This is a genomic window from Algibacter lectus, from assembly GCF_900112395.1.
Classification (GTDB): domain Bacteria; phylum Bacteroidota; class Bacteroidia; order Flavobacteriales; family Flavobacteriaceae; genus Algibacter; species Algibacter lectus.
Genome location: NZ_FOLN01000001.1, coordinates 741,458 through 762,090, shown reverse-complemented (window position 1 = coordinate 762,090; position 20,633 = coordinate 741,458). Strand labels below are relative to the sequence as shown.

At 33.0% G+C, this 20,633-nt stretch carries 11 protein-coding genes; 5 read left to right on the top strand and 6 right to left on the bottom strand.

Annotated elements, in window-relative coordinates; all coding sequences use genetic code 11:
• From BM246_RS02630 to BM246_RS02605, 6 genes are all read right to left on the bottom strand, one after another.
• Nucleotides 1-2,187: a glycoside hydrolase family 3 C-terminal domain-containing protein gene (locus tag BM246_RS02630; RefSeq protein ID WP_074935672.1), complete on the bottom strand. Its 2,187-nt coding sequence runs from the start codon at nucleotides 2,185-2,187 to the stop codon at nucleotides 1-3.
• A gap of 63 nt (nucleotides 2,188-2,250) precedes the next feature.
• Nucleotides 2,251-3,705 carry an aldehyde dehydrogenase gene (gene aldA / locus BM246_RS02625; RefSeq protein ID WP_074935671.1) on the bottom strand — a complete coding sequence of 485 codons (1,455 nt, stop codon included), beginning with the start codon at nucleotides 3,703-3,705 and terminating at the stop codon, nucleotides 2,251-2,253.
• A gap of 17 nt (nucleotides 3,706-3,722) precedes the next feature.
• Entirely contained in the window at nucleotides 3,723-6,257 is a 2,535-nt protein-coding gene (locus BM246_RS02620) for a glycoside hydrolase family 2 protein (protein WP_074935670.1), read from the bottom strand.
• Nucleotides 6,258-6,278: 21 nt separating this feature from the next.
• Complete coding sequence (locus BM246_RS02615) at nucleotides 6,279-7,043, bottom strand: SDR family oxidoreductase (protein WP_175489770.1); 765 nt, start codon at nucleotides 7,041-7,043, stop codon at nucleotides 6,279-6,281.
• 38 nt (nucleotides 7,044-7,081) lie between these two features.
• Nucleotides 7,082-8,098: a zinc-dependent alcohol dehydrogenase gene (locus BM246_RS02610; protein ID WP_074935668.1), complete on the bottom strand. Its 1,017-nt coding sequence runs from the start codon at nucleotides 8,096-8,098 to the stop codon at nucleotides 7,082-7,084.
• A gap of 508 nt (nucleotides 8,099-8,606) precedes the next feature.
• A complete protein-coding gene (locus tag BM246_RS02605; protein ID WP_083415688.1) occupies nucleotides 8,607-10,262 on the bottom strand; it encodes a tetratricopeptide repeat protein in 1,656 nt (551 codons plus the stop codon).
• A gap of 351 nt (nucleotides 10,263-10,613) precedes the next feature.
• On the opposite strand from BM246_RS02605, the gene BM246_RS19825 reads away from it, so the two are divergent.
• The 5 genes from BM246_RS19825 (at nucleotide 10,614) to BM246_RS02580 (ending at nucleotide 20,623) form a co-directional block, all read left to right on the top strand.
• Nucleotides 10,614-13,124 carry a T9SS type A sorting domain-containing protein gene (locus BM246_RS19825; protein WP_074935667.1) on the top strand — a complete coding sequence of 837 codons (2,511 nt, stop codon included), beginning with the start codon at nucleotides 10,614-10,616 and terminating at the stop codon, nucleotides 13,122-13,124.
• Nucleotides 13,125-13,486: 362 nt separating this feature from the next.
• Nucleotides 13,487-14,962, top strand: coding sequence for a sulfatase-like hydrolase/transferase (locus BM246_RS02595; RefSeq protein WP_074935666.1), 1,476 nt, complete (start codon nucleotides 13,487-13,489; stop codon nucleotides 14,960-14,962).
• A 34-nt stretch (nucleotides 14,963-14,996) separates the two neighbouring features.
• Nucleotides 14,997-15,929, top strand: coding sequence for a family 16 glycosylhydrolase (locus tag BM246_RS02590; protein ID WP_074935665.1), 933 nt, complete (start codon nucleotides 14,997-14,999; stop codon nucleotides 15,927-15,929).
• Nucleotides 15,930-16,554: 625 nt separating this feature from the next.
• Nucleotides 16,555-18,870, top strand: coding sequence for a SusC/RagA family TonB-linked outer membrane protein (locus tag BM246_RS02585; RefSeq protein WP_074935664.1), 2,316 nt, complete (start codon nucleotides 16,555-16,557; stop codon nucleotides 18,868-18,870).
• 19 nt (nucleotides 18,871-18,889) lie between these two features.
• Nucleotides 18,890-20,623 carry a RagB/SusD family nutrient uptake outer membrane protein gene (locus BM246_RS02580; protein WP_074935663.1) on the top strand — a complete coding sequence of 578 codons (1,734 nt, stop codon included), beginning with the start codon at nucleotides 18,890-18,892 and terminating at the stop codon, nucleotides 20,621-20,623.
• Nucleotides 20,624-20,633: the final 10 nt, after the last annotated feature.

Here is a 20,633-nt window from a genome sequence, read left to right as displayed (position 1 = left end):
CTATTTTAGTTTAATTGTTATTTCAATAGGTTTAGCTGCGCCAAGTTTTAAGCTTTTATTACTTGGTAACGCATTGCCTATCATTAATTTGTAATTTCCTTTTATCCACGCCTTTTCTCCTTCTAAATTAGTTTGATAGAAATCTTCATTAGAAATATTAAAGCTTATGTTTTTTGTTTCGCCTGCAAGTAATTCTACTCTTTTAAAGGCTTTTAAAGAATATTTTGGTAAGAAGCCTTGAGTATCTTCAGGCACTAAATAGACTTGAATAACGTCTTCAAAGTTTACTTTACTAGTATTCTTAATATCTACAGAAAAGGAGAAGTCTTGTTTTTTACTAATACTTTTTAAATTGCCGCTAGCATTGGAGAACTCTGTTTGGCCATAAGTTAGTCCGAAACCAAAAGGATACATAGGTTCTTTTTCCATGTATTTATAGGTTCTGCCTTTCATACTATAATCATCAAAAACAGGTAATTGTTCTACGTTTTTAGGAAATGTAATTGGTAAGTGACCAGAAGGAGATACATCGCCAAATAGAATATCGGCAACGGCATTGCCGCCTTGCTCTCCTGGATACCACATTAATACAATAGCATCTACATAAGGTTCTACATCTTCTAGCGAAACTGGGCTACCTGTGCCGATAACTAGAACTAATGGACCTTTTTTTACTTCACTTATTTCTTTTATATAATCTATTTGGCTTTGCGGTAGTTTTAAATCTTTTCGGTCACCTTTATGTTCAGATGCAATTGCATCAACTTCTTCACCTTCAATTTCGTTCGAAATACCAACAACTAGAATGGTAGCGTCAATTGTTTTTGCAACATTTGGAGCCCAATTAAGAGGATTTAAATTCTTTTGAAAAGGTAATACGCCTTGTCTGTAATTTAAAGAGGTTCCTAACGATACTTTCTCTGTAACACCTTCCAAAACCGTTACTAAATTGGAAGACATACCATAGTAATTTGCTATTAAAATATTACTTGAAGAGGAAAATGGTCCAGTGACATAAAGTGATTTTATTTTTTTATCAAGCGGTAAAACGTTATTATCATTTTTTAATAGCACTATTGATTGCTGCGCTACTTTTCTAGCAAGATCTTTATTTTCTTTAGAATTGATAACCTCTATACCTATACTATTATATGGATTACTTTCATCTTTATCAAAGAATCCTAATTTGAAGCGAGTCAAAAACAATTGCTTTAAACGTTCATCTAGCAGGGACTCAGAGACTAGTCCTTTTTCAACAGCAGATTGAATTGAATTATAAACCCATCCACAGTTTAGGTTAACTCCGGCAATAAGTGCTAATGCCGCTGCTTCTTCAACAGTTTTTGCCTTTTTATGTCCCTTTAGAATATCTCCTAAAGCACCACAATCGGAAACTATATAACCATTAAAACCCCATTGTTTTTTTAAAATATCATCTAACAAAAAAGTGCTACTAGTTGATGGTTCTCCATATACCGCATTGTACGCACCCATAACACCTTGTACATTAGCTTGTGTAACTAAGGCTTCAAAAGCAGGTAGGTAAGTTTCGTTTAAATCTAATTTTGAAGGATTAGCATTAAAACTATGACGTAGTTCTTCGGGGCCAGAATGTACCGCATAATGCTTTGCACAAGCTGTAGTTTTTAAGTATTTTGGATGATCACCTTGTAAACCTTTCACATAAGCAATACCTATTTTTGAAGTTAAAAAGGGATCTTCTCCGTAAGTTTCTTGTCCGCGCCCCCAGCGAGGATCTCTAAATATATTCACATTTGGAGACCAGTAGGTTAAACCGGCATATTGACCTCTATTATTTATAGATTTTGAAACTTGAAATTTGGCTCTGCCTTCATCTGAAATTGCAGTTGAAACTTCCTTTATTAATTCAGGATTAAAAGTGGCTCCCATAGCTATTCCCTGAGGGAAAATAGTTGCCTTTCCGTTTCGTGCAACGCCATGTAGAGACTCATTCCACCAATTGTATTCTGGTACGTCTAATCTTGGTATTGCTGGTGATGCTGAAACAAATTGACTGCATTTTTCTTCAAGAGTCATGGCTTGAACCAATAAATTGGCTCTCTCATTAAAGGGGATACTTTCATCATACCATTTAAAGTTATTTTGAGCATAACTTTGCAGGGTTAGAATAAATAGAATTATAAAGATTAAAACGTTGTTTTTCATTTAAATTTAATGCTATTAAATTGAATTGGTTTTGATTCATTCAAAACCAATTCAATTCACTAATTAGGCTTTATGTTTTATGTAAAAAGTTTTCTTTTCCATGTACTGTTCAAAACCATATTTACCATCTTCACCACCAGAACCAGATAATTTGTAACCGTTATGAAAGCCTTGGTGTTGTTCTCCATGACCTCTGTTTACGTAAATTTCTCCGTATTCTAACTCATCATTACATTTCATTATAGTATTCATGTTATTTGTAAAAACCATAGCCGCTAAACCATATTCACAATCGTTAGCATAACCAATAACCTCTTCAAAAGTTTTGAATTTTAAAACAGGTAAAATAGGACCGAAGGATTCTTCATGAACAATAGTCATATCTTGTTTAACGTTGGTTAAAACGGTTGGCTCGAACCAATAGCCCTTTTCAAATTGAGAACCTTCTGGTCTTTTACCACCAGTAGCAACAGTTGCACCTTCTTCAATACTTACAGCAACCAAATGTTCCATATGTTTTAATTCCGAAGCATTTACTTTTGGTCCCATATCTGTATCGTCTAACATCGGGTCTCCAACTTTAAGCGCTTTTGTGGCAGTAATAAACTTTTCCATAAAAGTTTCATAAATATCTTCATGAATATACATGCGCTCATTACAAGTACACACTTGTCCGCAGTTATCAAAACGAGAATGTAAAGCCGATGCTACAGCGGCATCAATATCAGCATCTTCAAAAACAATAAAAGGTGCTTTTCCTCCTAATTCTAATTGTACATGTGTTAAGTTTTGTGCAGCGTTTCTAGCAATTTGTTGACCAACAGGCGTAGACCCTGTCATGGTTACCATTTTACAGATAGGGCTTTCAACTAAAGCGTTACCCATTGCTCTACCTGGGCCTGTAAGAATGTTAATAACACCTGCAGGAATACCTACTTTATTAGCTAAATTTCCTAACTCTAAAGTTGCCAAAGGCGTTTCAGAGGTTGGTTTTATTACGATAGTATTTCCTGCAACTAGAGCAGGTCCTAACTTACGTCCAGCTAATGCTAGTGGGAAATTCCATGCTGTAATAGCAACAACAACACCCCTTGGTATTTTTTGAATCCATATTTGCTCGTTAGGATTATCTGAAGGGATAATATCGCCTTCAATTCTTCTAGCACCTTCGCAAGCATATTCAATAAAAGAAGCTGTAACAGCAACTTCCATTTTTGCTACCTTTAATAATTTACCTTGCTCTTTTACTAATAATTCTGCTAAATAATCTGAATTAGCTTTAATTTCATCAGCTAATTTATAAAGTAATTCTGCTCTAGAGCGTGCAGGTAATTTTTTCCATTCTTTTTGTGCTTTATCAGCAGCTTGTAAGGCTTCAATAGCTTCTTCAGCAGTACCGTTTTGTACACGTGCTACTATGTCTTCAGTAGAAGGGTTTACAATATCAATGGTATCACCAGAAGTTGAAGTTCTCCATTCTCCATTAATAAATAATTGGTATTCTTTAATTTCTGCCATTTTATTTTATTTTTTGTTTAATTTTTAGTTTTAAATCCTCTTGCAATAATTGTGTCTGTTTTACTTTCATAAATCTCTCCATTTTCGCCAGTTAGTTTATCAAAAAACTGATTATAATTGGAGTATTTATATATCGCATTTCTTTGTCTAATTTCATTTCCCATGGCCTTAAATTCTTTACCAGCATTATCATGGTTGCCAATTAAAAGCATGTATTTGTTTTTAGAAATTAAGTTTCCATTTTTATCTTTTAATTCTAAATTCACATAGAAATTACTTTTTACTTTTTTTAACACATCTACATTTAAATCCAACCATTTTTTAGAACTATTTTCATCAATTTTATCTATTTTAAATGATCCTTTGTTTAAAACAACAGCATTATCATTAGTGATAGTATAACTTGCAATACAATCTTTGTATTCTTTATAAAAATCGTTTACAATCCAAATTTTACTATTAAATGTTTCGTTGTTAAACCATCTTCTTTTTCCAAATTGAAGGTTTATTAAAACAGGCTGATAAGCTGTTTTAACATAATTAAATGAGCGCTTTTTTTGCTGATAATTATCAACAATACCCCATTTCATATCTGGCCAATAAGTAATAAAATGGCAGAGTGCAATGCCACTTGTTTTTGGCTTGTTTCTTCTAAAATGCTCTATTGATAATTGAAAAATAATACCTTGCGCATCTTGAGTTGCATCAACAAATTCCTGAAGAGAACCTGTTTTTTCACTTCCAAAAGTGTCGAAATTTTGAGCTCGTAAACGGTCTAAATCTGCCCAATGATGCCCCCAGCTTGGTCCAGGTGGCCATATTTCGTTTTCAGGGATAAATTTCTTTAAACTTTCAACATTTGGTACTGAAGTAATTGCTAGTTCGGGTACAATTGGAAAATCTAATTTATTAATCCAATCTTCCATTGGAGCATGGCCCATGTTGTAAAAATATGCTAATGCATGAACTGCTTCTTTGGGTTTGTAGCCAGCTTCTTGTGAAGCTTCACAAGTTAAAGGTGAATCAGGAACATATGGTAAATCTATATTTTCTTGTAATGTTTTACCTAAACGCTCTAAAAAGTCTCTAGTGAATTTTGGATCTCCAGAACGTAAAAACATTTCTTCACCTCCTTCCATCATTATTAAAGAAGGATTATTTCTACGTTCTTTAATTACAGCTACGCCTTCAGCAATAGTTGTTGCTATAAAATCTTCATCATGTGATAAATTTCCAGTTCCTAGAGGTATAACGTCGTTCCAAACGGTAATACCAGCTTCATTACATAATTCATAAAATAAAGGGATTTCAGAAGGGTGCCATCCAAAAATTCTAATGTTATTCATGTTTGCCTCTTTAGCTAACTGAATTAATTTTTTGTATTTTTCTTTAGACGTTCGACCTGTAAAAATATCTGGAGGCCCTCCCCAACAAGCAGAACGTATAAATATTTTTTTACCATTGATAAGTGTTGTTCTAGGGAAACTTACTTCATCTTTAGTAAAACCAGGATTCCATTCCATTTTAACTTCCCGTATACCAAAAGTGGTTTCCTTAAAATCATGATTAATTTTATTTTCAGATATTGAAAGTTTAGATATATATAAGTTTGGTTTCCCTATATCCCAAGGCCACCATAATTTGGCGTCTTTAATTGAGATGTCTTTTTTAATTGTATGTTTACCAGGGGCAATTTTTTCTGTAAATACCGTGGTAATAATATCTGATTTAAAGTTTTTACCCTGAATTGTAGATGTAAAAGTTATGTCTTTTGCCTCAGCTTCTGTATTTTCAATTTCTACTTCGAGCGTTACCTTTGCGTTATTATTAGCTTCAATCTTAGGACGTAAGTAAACATCTTTAATTCTTGTTTTACCTGTATATACCATTTTTATTGGTCTATAAATCCCAAAAGGAATTAAGTCTCTCCAATAATCGCCAAACCAAGGTGTTTTTCTGCCGGCTACTTTAGCATTAACTTGTGGAGGAGGAGCAAGCCTAATCATTAAAATATTAGAGCTAGCTAGATTTTTTTTACTGCTTCGTATGGCATGATTAATATCAAATGAAAAACCTGAAAAAGCTCCTTCATGACTTCCTAAAAAATGACCATTCAACCAAATATCACAGGCATAATCAACACCCTCAAAATCTAACCGTACTAATTGATCGGTTAGATCTTGAGTAACATTGAATTGAAGCGAATACCACCATTCATAGTGCATAACCCATTGGGCTTTTACGCTGTTTCTTCCAAAATATGGATCATCAATAGCTCCAATTTTCCATAAATCGGTATAGACATCACCTGGCACTTGAGCAGCATTCCAAACTAAAGTTTCAATATCTTCAGGAGGAAGTTCATGCAATCCTGCTTTTATGCCTTCTCCCGGAAGCATCATTTTCATTTTCCACTTAAAACCACTCAAATCTTGCGATAATTGACTGTTGTTTTTGTGTGAAACTTCAGATCCGGGTTGTGCTAAAGCCGCTAGAGATATAAAGAATACAAAATTTAAAATTATTAATTTTATTTTTTTATTGTATTTCATGGTTGTTTTGAATTTGTTGCATTATCGCCCCATCCAGCCACCATCTACTAGTGTGATAGAACCATGCATATAATCTGATGCTTTTGATGCTAGGAATACAATAGGTCCTGCAAAATCTTTAGGTTCACCCCATCTACCAGCTGGTATACGCGCTAAAATAGAATCTGCTCTTTCGGGGTTGTTACGTAATGCTTCTGTATTATCTGTAGCAATATATCCTGGCGCAATACCATTTACGTTAACACCTTTACCTGCCCATTCGTTAGCAAAAGCCATAATCATTTGGCCAATAGCACCTTTACTTGCTGCATAACCTGGTACTGTAATACCACCTTGGTATGTTAATAATGATGCTGTGAAAATGATTTTACCAGAACCACGAGCAATCATATCTCTTCCAAATTCACGAGTTAATATAAATTGTGAGTTTTGGTTTACTTCAATAACTTTATCCCACATTTCGTCTGGATGTTCTGCCGCTGGAGTTCTTAAAATAGTTCCTGCATTATTAACCAAAATATCTATTTGAGAGTGATTCGCCTTTACACTTTTTATAAATGTGTATAATGCTTTTCTATCTGAAAAATCACATTGATAAGCTGTGAATTTTTTTCCTAGGGCAGTTACTTCTTTTTCGATAGCACTACCTTCTAATTCTAATGAAGCTGATACGCCAATAATATCTGCACCGGCTTCGGCTAAAGCAATTGCCATACCTTTACCAATACCTCTTTTACAGCCTGTAACTATAGCTGTTTTTCCTTCTAAACTGAAACTATTTAAAATACTCATCGTTTATATTTTTATGTTTTTTACTTAATTTATTATGCTTGACAGTCCATAAGTACCTTTAAACCATCTGGGTTATTGTCTATGTTTTCAAATACTTGTTGAATATTGCTTAGAGGCTGCACATCTGTAATCATATCTTCAAATGGTAATTCGTTTGCCGTGATTAGAGTAATTGCTTTTTCATAATCCTCTTTTTCATAAACACGAGCACCAATTAATTTTAATTCTTTCCAGAAGAATTTAAATAAATCAACTTCTTTTTTAACACCATGTATGGCAACCATAACAATACGTCCGCGAATACCTGCTACTTCACACATTACATCTAATGCAGGTTGTACACCAGCAACTTCAAAAACCACATCGGCTTTTCTACCCTCCGTTTTGCCACTCACATAATCAACAAGATCGACATCGATAGGGCTTACAGCATCAAAACCTAATGATTTTGCTTTTTCAATACGTTTTGGGTTTACTTCGGAAATAATAACTTGAGCACCAGCTTCTTTAGCAACCATAGCAACTAATAAACCAATAGGGCCACCACCTAAAACTACAGCAGTTTCACCTTTAACTAATCCGCTTAAGCGTACATCGTGTGCTGCAACAGACAAAGGTTCTATTAAAGCTGCTAATTTTAAATCTGTATTTTCTTTTAGTTTGTGCAATGTAAATGCTGGCACATTCCAATATTGTTGCATAGCACCAGGACTATCAATACCAATAAATTTTAACTCTTCACAAATGTGATTAAATCCTTTATCAGACGCTTTTACTTTTCTGTCATCCAATGGGCGAACAACTACTTTTTCACCTACCGAAAAACCACTTACTCCTTCGCCAACAGCTTCTATAACTCCAGACATTTCATGACCAATAGTTTCTGGAATGTTCACACGTTTATCCATCATACCATGATAAATATGCACATCTGTTCCACAAACGCCAACATAGGCTACTTTAATTTGAACTTCTCCAGTTTTTGGTTGTTCAATTTCTTTGTCGATTACTTTGAAGGTTTTATTGCCTTCGTAAACTGTTGCTTTCATTATTATAGATTTTATTTTATGTGAGTTTGTCTGTTGTTTAAAATTTGATGCTTTGCCAGAATTTTACCAGTAGAAATTCCCTTGTATAAGTGTTTAAAATTTTATTGGTACATCAGCAGGACAATTTTAATTAATTTATAAGCCGAGCTGTATCTGATATGGTTTTAGATATATCTCATATTGTCATTTCAAACAAAATCTAGCTTACTCCGTATACTTTGGTTATATTTTTTATAGCCTTTAGTAACTTAATTAGCCTCATAAAAAAGAACACATGTGTTGTGTGCATTAATTTTTAATTGAAAAGATTTTAATGAGATAAATGTTTAATACATACACGTGCTAAAACCTTTAGTAGTCTTAAATACGGACTAATAAAAGGTTTAAAAGCAGTGTAGTATCGAGCATGGCTAAATTAGAAGATAGAGCCATAAATAGCGTTTAAATCAACTTGATTTAAACTTTACAAAGGAGGTGAGAGTGCGTTTTAATACTGACAAAAACTATACTATAAAGAATTTATGTAATCTTCGAGGTTTATATTTCTATCTAGGTTCATTTTTTTTCTAATGCGGTGTCTTGAAGTGTGTACAGACTCAACAGAAATACCTAGCAATCGAGACATTTCTTTACTAGACATATTTAATTTTATTAAGGCACAAATTTTTTGATCGCCTTGACTGAGTTTTGGATATTTGGCAAAAATAATGTCATAAAAGTCCTTGTTAACTTCTATGAAACGTAATTTAAATTCTTCCCAATAATTGGTGTTATCCACAGATACAGATCTTAAAATTTTATTTAATTCACTTTTTTTAATGGTTGGTTCGCCTTCTCTAATTTTTGTTTTAAGGTTTTTCATGAACTCATCCTTTTCTATCAATTGAAGCGCAGAAGCTGCTAGTTCTTTGTTTTTAAGTTCTAAAAGTTCTTTAGCTTTCTTTATTTCCAACTCTTTATTACGCCTAATAAGTTGTTTTTCTGCTTTGTGTTTTGTTCTTAGATTTTTTATGTAGAAATACCCAATAATAAGGATAAAAACAACCGATACAAGTAAAATAATTCTTTGTAGATTTTTTATCTCGTCTTCTTGCTCTAGCTGTCTTAAATGCTGAGCTTGTATAAGTTTTTCTTGTCTGTCTTTTTCAAGTCTGTAAGAATCCTTGATTTCCAAAAGAAAATGATTGTTAGGGCTACGACTATCAAAGAATTTGGCATCCAAATCTTTTGCTTTTTGCAAGTTTGCAAAAGCATTTTTGTAATCATTTTGTTTTAAATATAGCTCTGTAAGTTTTTCGTAAATTAACGGTGTAAAGTCGATATGACTTTCGTATTCTGAAGATACGTTTAGCGCCTTTTTGTATAATGTTTCACTTTTATCAAGTTGCATTAAATTGAGATAAATATCACCCCAAAATTTGTAAAACAAGACTAAATATGAAGGTTCATTTTCCACAAACCACGGATGTATATCTTTAAAAATTACCAGCGCTTCTTCATTTTTATCTTGTAATGCCATAATATTGGCCTTTTCAAATTCTAAAAAAGACTCTGCTATAGCTGGTTTACTTTTAGAGAAATATAAATAGCTACTATCTAGGTATGTTTTAGCGAGCTCCGTTTTTTTTAACTCTCTATAACTTGTAGTTATTGAAAAATAGTAGGGTACCAGGCCTGATGCTGGAATTTTGTTTTGTTTTACCAAAGACTTGTGAATTTCTAATGCTTTTTTTAAGTATTCTAAAGCCTTGTCTTCTCTTTTAAAATAATTATATATACTACCTAATCTATTATAAACAAGAGATTTTGTTGTTTCGAGTTTTGTGTTATCGGTAAGTAATAAAGCATTCCATAATACATTATAAGAGTTGGCATATTGGGCTCTATTTCCATAAACTAGAGATAATTCCATTAAACTTTTTATAGCATTAACGGTGTCTTTATTTTTTAAGTAAGCTTCGTGGCTTTTTTGAAATAAGATGATTGAACTATCTGGCTTTTTAAAGCGCAAATCCATCGCCCTATCAAATGATTGTTTTGTATTGTTTTGAGCACTTAGACTTCCAGTAATTAAAAAGAGAATAAGTGCTAAAATATTTAAAACTCTAGTGCTTTTTAGGTGTTCTAAATTGTTGTAAAACTTAATATTTTTTTTTACCATCATTAATTTGTTTGTAATGCTGTTTAGTTATTAAAAATATAAACTTATTAAGTTAATGTTGAAAATAATACAAAATAAGTCTTGTTTTTAAAGAATTGTGTAATTGTTGGTGTGGGTAAATATATAATTTTGAATTTAAATTTAAGTATATATATGATTTCTTATATAGAAAATTATTTATACAAAGGAGTAAATATATTTTATTTAGTTGAATGTTAAGTATATCTAAAGGTGCGCAAATACTAAGAAGTTGGTTTGTCAAGTTTTTGTCAAGTTGAAATTAATGATATGCCTATGTGATTTATATACATTTATCATTAATACTTACAAAAAATCAATTTTATATAAAAAATCATGAAAAAAATTACCCTATTATTTTTTTTTGCATCAACTATTTTAGCTGCACAAAGTTCAATTTCTTGGACAAATGCACCAACAAACTTAACATTTTCACCTGGGCAGGTTGTAGATATGGAACTAACCTATAATACGCCTGATTTAGATTATATATGTGTTTGGATTCGCGAAGTTGATGCAGCAGAAAACACGGTTGTTCAATATGGAGCTTTCATGACTTGCCCGCTTGGTGGATCACCTACAGATACACATGCAAATAGTGATGTTATAAATTACAATTACGCAATTCCGGCTAATGTACCCGAAAGTAATACTTTGGCAGCCGGACATTTTTATAAAATAATTATTTTTTTGGTTGATGATGGCGGAGGCTCTGCGAACGGCAGTGTTGATGTTACCGTATCATCAAGCATTAATGCTAATTCTAAAGTTACAGCGATCCTGAATGCAAAGCATATTGTAGGAGGTATTGAAACATTAGACCGTTCCAAATTTATTACAATTCATGCGAGTCAAACTGAAAATGAATGGAACGGAACTAATTTTACAGCAGATTTAAGAGATCATTTTTTGAATGGTTACGATGTTTACATGGGTAGAGATACTGGTGGTGTATCGTGGTTTTCAAATCAAATGCAAGAAGATCCAGCTAGAACAGGTTACGCTAATCCAGCACATATAGCATCACTAGGTTTAAATAGACGTAATACTTATGCGTCTCAAACAAATTTACATCCTTATGAAGCCAGAAATACTTTAATTTTAGGTGCTCAAAAATATCCATTTTGGACAGGCGAAGGACAAAAAGCAACAAACCAAGGTTGGAGTTTTGCTAACGGAACTGCAACTGGTGAATATATGGGGCGTTATATTAATGAGTTTCATGGCAATAATGGTCAGCCCGTTCCCGAGTTTGTTGAAATTATAAATGAACCTGCTTACGAACACCTCGGCGGACCAGAAGATTATACCAATTCATTACAAGAAGTTGCAGATTTTCATAACGATGTCGCCATAGCTATAAAGGCTCAAGTACCCAATGTTAAGGTAGGTGGTTATACTGCTGCTTTTCCAAATTTTGAGAAAGGCGATTTTCAACGTTGGATAAATAGGGATAAGCTATTTATGGATGTTGCAGGTAATAACATGGATTTTTGGTCTATACATCTATACGATTTTCCTTCAATAGGAGGTGGGCAGAAAAAGTTACGCTCGGGTAGTAATGTTGAAGCTACTCTTGATATGATGGAGCAATACAGTTACATGTCTTTTGGAGAAGTAAAACCATTTGTAATTTCAGAATATGGCGCACAAATGCACGATTATTCAAATCAACAATGGAGTCCGTATAGAGATTGGCTTCATTTAAAAGCGCAAAATGCTCAATTAATGTCTTTTCTAGATAGGCCAAATAATATTGCTTCTGCTATCAATTTCGTGATAGTAAAGGCTGAGTGGGGTTATAATAATGGCATTCCTTACAATCATCGTTTAATGCGTAAAGAAAACGAACCAACGAGTTATACAGGGCAGTGGGTATATACCGATATGGTAAAGTTTTATCAGTTATGGAGTGATGTTAATGGTACTAGAATAGATACGTTTTCAGATAATTTAGATATTCAAGTTGATGGTTATGTAGATGGTAATAAAGCTTATGTTATACTCAATAATTTAAATTTTACAGATGAAGAAATTGATTTAGATGTAATAGAAATCGATGGTTTATCTATGGCTTCTTTAATAAAAAAGCACTTGTATTTGGGTGGAAGTAATTTACCTCAGTTATTAGAAGAATCTATAGCAGTAAATACTTCAACTGTAACTTTAAATGCTGAAAGCACCATGATTTTAGAGTATACTTTTAGTAATGCTATTTTAATTGATGAAACAACTACCGAAACAAAATACTATGCTACAACGTATTTACAGCCTATTGTTGCAAATCAAACTACAAATTTTCAAGTAAATGATGTGTCAAAAAACACGTTTGGTGAAGCCGTTTTAAGAGTAGGTTTGGGTAGATTGCATGGCGCATCTTTACAACCTACAATAAAAGTAAATGGTACTTTGGTTGATGTACCAGAGAATTGGAGAGGAGATAATCAGGCACAACGTGAACGCTTTTTTGGAGTTTTAGAAATCCCTGTTCCTTTTAGTTTAATTCAAGCAGATAATACGGTTTCCGTAGAGTTTGGAGATACCGGTGGACATATTAGTACATTAACTTTACAAGTATTTAATTTTAGTAGTGATTTAAGAAATTTAACTTTAGATGTTCAGGATAACAAATTAGCGCCTTCAATAAAGCTATATCCTAATCCAACTAAGGGTGTTATTAATTTTAAAGGAGCCATAAACTACAATAATATTCATGTTTATAATATTGCAGGCTTAAGGGTTAAATCGTTTAAAAAGAATACCGAAATAGATATATCCGAACTTACTAACGGTATTTACTTTTTAAAAACAGATACAGGGTATCATTTTAAAGTGCTAAAAAAGTAGTTTTTTCGAATTGTCTAATTTATGTGAAGTACCTTTTCTAATATTTACTTAAATAAAATATTTGATTTGTTATATAATTAATCTAAAACTAAATAGTATGAAAAAATTATTTTATTATTGAGTGGGACATTTGCTTTTGCTCAAAAAAATGTTTCATGGCCTCCATAAACGATCAGGCCAGACCAGGCTTTTTTTTAATTTAAGGCAGGAACTAATGCAACGCTAAATGTTGCACTCAGTTATGATTTCACTATCGATTATTCAGGTCAAGATGTTTCTAATCCAAATAATGTGATTTTAAACTTATAAAAAGCACGTGTTTTTTGTAAGTACTCGTTAAATAAAACCTTTAAGTTTAAAATATGAAAAAGAAAGTTTCAATTATATCTCTTCTAATTGTTTCGTTTTTGTGCGGGCAATCTACACTTCTTACGGCACAAAATCGTCCTAATGTATTAGTAATACTGGCCGATGATTTGGGGTATCACGATGTTGGATTTACTGGATGTAAAGATATTTTTACGCCACAATTAGATAAATTGGCAAATAATGGTATTGTGTTTACAAATGGTTATGTAACACATCCTTATTGTGGTCCCTCTCGTGCAGGACTTATAACAGGTAGGTATCAGGCTAGGTTCGGAATGGAAATCAATTCAACCTATTCTCCTTTTGATCTGTATATGGGTTTACCGCTTGAAGAAAAAACCTTTGCCAAACGTATGCAGGAAACCGGTTATAGAACGGGAATTATTGGTAAATGGCACTTAGGTGCGGCAGCTCCTTACCATCCTAATAATAGAGGTTTTGATCATTTTTATGGGTTTTTATCAGGTGGACATACCTATTTTCCAGAACAAGTAAATACTATTATACCCCTAGTAAATAAAAAAGGAAAACCTAATTATGGAGCCAACGAAGGAGATTTTTATCCACTTGTTTTAAATAATGGGGCAGGAGAATTTAATGAATATCTTACCACGGCCTTAAGTCGTGATGCTGCCAAATTTGTTAAGGAATCAGATACGCCTTTTATGTTGTATTTGGCTTATAACGCTCCGCACATGCCACTGCAAGCTCCAAAAGAAACTATTGAAAAATATAAGCATATCGAAAGTAAAGAACGTCGCATTTATGCGGCCATGATTGATAAGATGGATGAAGGTATTGGTATGGTTGTGGATGCGCTTAAAGAAAGTGGAAAATTAGACAATACTATTATTTTCTTCCTTTCCGACAATGGAGGGGTCGCAACTACCGGATATAATAATGAGATTTTTTCTAGTAATTATCCATTTAAAAAAGGTAAAGGCTCTATGTACGAAGGTGGGAGTCATGTTCCATTTATAGTGCACTGGCCTAATGGAGTTAAAAAACCTAGACAGTTTGAGGGGTTGGTTTCATCATTGGATATTGCAGCAACAGCTATTGCAGTTTCTGAAGCTGACACCGAGAATGCAAAACTTGATGGTGTGAATTTGTTGCCATACCTACAAAATGAAGTAAAAGGCTCTCCTCATAGTGCACTGTTTTGGCGAGCATCAGAAGGTAAGGGATGGGCTGTAAGAACTTCAACTTCAAAATTTTTATTAGAGAATAAAAATATGGCGCTTTATAATATGGAATTAGACCCATTTGAATCTAATAACCTTATAGAATCTAGTAACCTACAGCGAAAGAAAATGGCGAATTTGTGGAATAATTGGAATGCCAATAATCAACCTGTTATCTGGCTGCAAGCTAATGCCTATCAAAAAAAGCGATTAGAAATGTATAGAGAATTACATGAAGAATTAAAAGTAGAAGCTTTAAAACGTACTCCAAAAACAATTGAATAATTTGATTTTCACATTTTTAAAAAAGATAAAAGAAATGAAACATATAAGTTATATAATATTAGTGTTATGCGTTTTTGCTTTCAGTTGTGAGAAAGCTAATTCTCTTTTAAAAGAAGTTGAAGAGCAGGAACAAACTGATATTGAAGATTTAGGCGATGAAACTGAAGATAAATATATGCTTCCTGAGCAATTACCTATACCAAATGAAGGTAAGTTTTGGAAATATCAAGATAAATTCTCAAACGAATTTTCATTCGATAAATCATCTGCTGAATTTACAACTAACTGGCAAGATAAATTTTTTAACGGATGGAGAGGTCCTGATAAAACCAGGTATACCCCTTCTCGTTCCGCTATTAGTAATGGAGAGTTGATATATGAAGCGGCCATAATTAATGGAACTGTGGAAACAGGTTGCATTAGCTCAAAAGAAATGGTTAAATACCCTTTATATATGGAGGTTCGGGCAAAAATAAGTAACTCGCCTTTAGCGTGTGCTGTGTGGATGCTAAGTGAAGATTCTACTCAAGAAATAGACAATCTTGAAGCTTATGGTGATGTAACTAACGATTATTTTTCTAAGAGATTGCATTTAAGTCATCATGTTTTTATTAGAAGTCCATTTCAAGATTATCAACCTACAGGTGCAGAAACTTGGTATGCTGATGGTGAAAATACAGTTTGGTCCCAAGATTACCATAGGTATGGTGTATTGTGGTGGGGCCCCAAAGATTTGCGGTATTTTGTAGATGGCAAAGAGGTTAGAAGAACTCCAGAGAATCAAATAGACCCAGAGAACTACACAAATAGTACAGGTTTAAATAAGCCTATGTATTTAATTCTAAGTCAAGCAGCGCAAGGTTGGAGAGAAAGTAATGGTATTGACTATCTTACCGATCCAGGTGTAACAAACCCTGAAAGAACAAGAAATTATTTTGATTATATAAGGGTTTTTAAACCTGAGTAAATTGGTTAACAGTTTTAATAAAATTAAATTAAACCAGAGAAGTTAATTTCTCTGGTTTTTTTGTTCCAATTTTAAAAAGAAAAGTACAAATTACTGCTCTTTATAAAATAGTAAAGTGCTAAAAAAATAATTGTATAGTTTTCGAAGTAGTTGTGCATTTATTGATCTAGGCTGTATTTTAATACAGCCTATTTTTTTAACAACAATGACATTTTTGTTTTTTCAATTTAAACTGAGCAAGAAGCTCTTAATTTCTACAATAAAAGCTTAATAATCTGAAATTTGAGATATGTTGTGTTCGTGTTTTGTGTTTAAGGTGTTGGTTTTTAGGTGTTTGTTTTGTTTTTTGGCTATTAATGTCAAGGTCATGTCAAGTATAAAAATGTTAAATTATTGTAGGGTAAAGTTCATGTCAAGTCAGTATTTCGCCATTTTTTTATCAAATTTATAATATTGGGGTATCAATTTTATAAACTAAATAAACTTATGAGTATTAAACTAACAATTATGAAATACGGGTTAGCGTTCATGCTGTTTATGAGTTATGGACTCATGCACGGCCAAAACCTAACAATTAAAGGATACGTATTCAGGTATTCAAAATATTACTTCAGGAACACCTTTAATGAATACTGTTGAGCAATTATATCTTTTGGAAGTAACTACCGAATTGTTGGGAACAGAACCATTAACGTTTTTTTTCAATGCAGATCCCTTAGATTATGATACCGATTTTGTTAGCGATGTTCAAAATAACAATGCCACTATTCAAAATCTAAATTTAAATATATCTGGAGGTCTTGAAAACTTAACGTTAAATTTTGCCACAAACTACTTTAAGCAAGATGGTGTTTTAATAAATTCTGGGTTTGATAGATTATCAAATAGATTAACGGGACAATTCACTAAAGGAAAATTTAAAGCTTTTGCTACTGTTGGTTATACAGTAGAGAATCGTACACAAGAACCTTGGTCGCTTTATGAGTATGGTGTAGGGCAGCAACCATGGTCTAGACCATTAGGAGCTATTCCATCTGTTGGTGAAAATAGTGTAGAGCTAGATGTGGGCAACGAAATTTTTTATAGCTATTTATCACGTCAATTAGATAATGTTGATGAAAGAGAAACAAAATCGAACAACATAGCGCTTAATCTAGAATATGAAGTTGCAAAAGGTTTAAAGTATAAAGTAAACCTTGGTAGAAATGAATTTAATTATTTTAGAAAGTTTTTTAGACCTCAATATTTAGCATATACACGTACTGGCGATTATAGTGCTACGGCATCTACACCAAATGCTTTGTTAAATGAAGATTATATCTTTTCTAAAAGAGAGTCTATTGAGAATATTTTAAATTATTCAACGCGTTTCGGAAAGCATAACCTTTCTTTATTAGGTGTACTTTCTTATGAAAGATTTGAAAGAAGAAATCTAGGTGTTGGCGTTATTTATAGTGATGATGCAAGTAACGATTTACAAACTTTAGGAAGTGGTTCAGAAGGTATTAAGCCAACAAGTTATAATGAAACTACAACTCTAAGTGGTAAATTAGCTAGAGTACAATATAACTATGATGAAAAGTATTTGTTTTCTGCAAGTTATAGACGCGATGGTTCTTCTAAATTTTCTGAAGTTAACAGGTATGGTAATTTCTTTGGTTTTTCTGCAGGTTGGAATATACATGAAGAAAACTGGTTTAATATTGAAGCCATTAGTAATTTTAAGTTAAGAGGAAGTTGGGCAGAAGTAGGTAACCAAGGTATTGCACCATATTTATTTACGCCTATTATAGAGTCTGGAATAAATTATCCTTTTGGTCCGAATGAAGAATTAAATTTTGGAGCTATTCAAAGACGTTATGTAGATCCTAATATTAAATGGGAAACTACTTTGTCTAAAAACATTGGTGTGGATTTATCCTTGTTTAAAAACAAATTAGCTATAACAGCAGATTTGTATCAAAATGATAAAAAAGATATGCTACTTCAAGAACGCCTTCCGGCATCTTCGGGTACTTACCAAACTGGAGCTTCTGGAGTTTACGATGTAAAAGTTGTTAACGGAGGAAATATGGTAAACAAAGGACTCGAAATTGCCATTAGTTATAAAGACAAAATTGGTAGCGATTTTAAATACAGCTTATCAGGTACGTTCACTAAAAACATAAACGAAGTAACAGATTTAAACGGTATAGATAGAGGGTATGCTAACGGTAGACCTATAATTTCTATGGGTAATAATGTAGAATACACTACTTTTTTAGCTAAAGGTTACGAAGCTGGTGCTTTTTTCCTTCTTCAAAATGATGGGGTAATTAAAACTCAAGAGCAGTTAGATGAATATACTCAGTTAGATTTAAGTAGTTTAAGTACACCTCAGTTAGGAGATATGATGTACAAGGATACCAATAATGACAACAAGGTAGATGATAATGATAGAGTTTATTCAGGATCAGGACAAGCAGAGTTCGAAGCAGGGTTTGTATTAAATCTAGACTATAAAGGATTCGATTTTAATGTTTCAAGTTTTTATTCTCATGGTTCAGAAATTTATAATGGCGCCAAGCTATATGCTTATAAAAATGGAAGACATAGAGATTTACTATATATGTGGTCTCCACAAAATCCAACTGCAGATGTGCCTACATTCAGGCAAAATGGATTCCATAGTAATGTAAAAGCAGGTTCCGATTATTTTATAGAAGATGGAACTTACTTAAGAATTAGAGCTATAACGCTTGGTTATACTATCCCTGATATTTCAAATACAGGAATTGAAAAAGCAAGAGTGTATTTAACATCAACTAACCCATTCACATTTACTAACTATTCTGGTTACGATCCAGAAGTAGGAGGTGATGGTATATTTACTCGTGGTGTAGATCGTGGTAACTACCCAGTTACTCGCCAGTTTATGTTAGGTTTTCAATTAAGTTTTTAAAAAATTAAAATTAATAAGTATGAAATTATTAAAAAACATAACTTTTACATTAATTTTTCTTTCTTCGTTTGCATTTGTTGCCTGTGATGAAGATAAATTTTTGGAAGAGATTAATCCGAATGCGATTACTACAGATACCTTTTGGAAGTCTGAAAGACAGTTTAATAGCGCATTAACGACCGTTTATGGCGCACTTCAATTTCAAAGTATAAGTGGTGGTGAGTTACAGTACGAATTTGTTTTAGGTGATATCGCCGGAACAGAATCTTGGTACAGACCACAGGCCTTTAGAAACTTAACCTTTAATGCAGGTATTTATCATGTCACCGATAAATGGAATGAGTTGTATGTTGGTATTTTTAGAGCCAACCAAGTAATTCAGTATATCCAAGAAGCCGATGATAGTGTGTTTACTGGCGATGCTAAAAATCAAATAGAAGCACAAGCACGTTTTTTAAGAGCTTTCTTTTATTTTCAATTAGCTCACACTTATGGAGGTGCAGTAATTCATGATAAAGTTGCCGAAACTAAAGAAGAACTTGCTAAACCATTTTCTACTATAGATGAAGTTACCGATGCTATTATTCTTCCAGATTTAGAGTTTGCGCAATCAAACTTACCACAAGTTTGGGATGGAGTTGATAACGGTCGTGTTACTTGGGGTGCAGCAACAACATTACTTGGTAAAGTGTATTTGTATAAGAAAGATTGGCCAACAGCAGCAACCGTTTTTAAAAGTGTTATCGATTCTGATGTTTATTCATTAACAAGAAATATTAGTGATAATTTTGGACATGAAAATGAGTTTAATGAAGAATCTATTTTTGAAGTTAATTATTCTTTCGATTTATCTCCAGGAACACCAGGAAGTGCTGTAGATGATACGCCATTTCAAACAGGAGCAGAATCATCTACTATGGCTACAGCTGTAGGGCAATTAAACTATGGAGCTTTTAATACTATTATGCCTACTTATAATTTGCATGAAATGTTAGTTAATGATGAGGTAGATACAGAAAATTCAATAAACGACGATAATGTAGAATCTAGAAGGATGAATGCAACTATTGCAGTTCGTAACATGGAAGGCACGTATTATACTTTAGAATCTTCAGAAGTTAAAGGTTTCGGGTTTGGGCAAAGTGCATATATTAAAAAACATTCTAATTGGTACCATTTAAGTGCAGAGCCTGCTTTATCTAGGTCGGGTATTAACTTTAGACATATGAGATATGCCGATGTATTATTAATGTACGCAGAGGCTGTCCTTATGGCAAATTCAGATTATGAAACAGCTATAAAATATATAGACATAGTTAGAAGCAGAGCTGGTGTTATTACGTTACAGCAATATATGGATAATAATGCCGGAATGTTTCCACAGTTACATGTTAGTAAACAAGTACATGGAACGCAACCTATGGTAGCAGCTAATGCAGAAACAGTGCTTACACATTTACAACGTGTAGAGCGTGTTGTGGAGTTGTGTTTTGAAGGCCATAGATGGAAAGATTTAGTACGTTGGGGTATTGTTCAAGAGGTGTTTGACGAGCTTAGAGCCGATGAGATTTGGAGAGAAGAAAATAAGGAAACAATTTTAAATGTTGGTTCTGGTGGTGTAGCACCATTAGATATTGTTGAGCGAATTAGACCAGATTTTGTTCAAAGTTCTGCGAATTACAACCCTGCACAACACAACTATTTCCCGATACCAAATCAAGAAGTACAAACCAATGATAATTTATTTAATTAAAAAAAGCGAA

What these genes read in the sequence shown, in the direction of transcription:
- BM246_RS02595 (WP_074935666.1), top strand. Translation starts at nt 13,487, where the DNA reads ATGAAAAAGAAAGTTTCAATTATATCTCTTCTAATTGTTTCGTTTTTG.
- BM246_RS02580 (WP_074935663.1), top strand. Translation starts at nt 18,890, where the DNA reads ATGAAATTATTAAAAAACATAACTTTTACATTAATTTTTCTTTCTTCG.
- BM246_RS02590 (WP_074935665.1), top strand. Translation starts at nt 14,997, where the DNA reads ATGAAACATATAAGTTATATAATATTAGTGTTATGCGTTTTTGCTTTC.
- BM246_RS19825 (WP_074935667.1), top strand. Translation starts at nt 10,614, where the DNA reads ATGAAAAAAATTACCCTATTATTTTTTTTTGCATCAACTATTTTAGCT.
- BM246_RS02605 (WP_083415688.1), bottom strand. Translation starts at nt 10,262, where the DNA reads ATGATGGTAAAAAAAAATATTAAGTTTTACAACAATTTAGAACACCTA.
- aldA (WP_074935671.1), bottom strand. Translation starts at nt 3,705, where the DNA reads ATGGCAGAAATTAAAGAATACCAATTATTTATTAATGGAGAATGGAGA.
- BM246_RS02620 (WP_074935670.1), bottom strand. Translation starts at nt 6,257, where the DNA reads ATGAAATACAATAAAAAAATAAAATTAATAATTTTAAATTTTGTATTC.
- BM246_RS02610 (WP_074935668.1), bottom strand. Translation starts at nt 8,098, where the DNA reads ATGAAAGCAACAGTTTACGAAGGCAATAAAACCTTCAAAGTAATCGAC.
- BM246_RS02630 (WP_074935672.1), bottom strand. Translation starts at nt 2,187, where the DNA reads ATGAAAAACAACGTTTTAATCTTTATAATTCTATTTATTCTAACCCTG.
- BM246_RS02585 (WP_074935664.1), top strand. Translation starts at nt 16,555, where the DNA reads ATGAATACTGTTGAGCAATTATATCTTTTGGAAGTAACTACCGAATTG.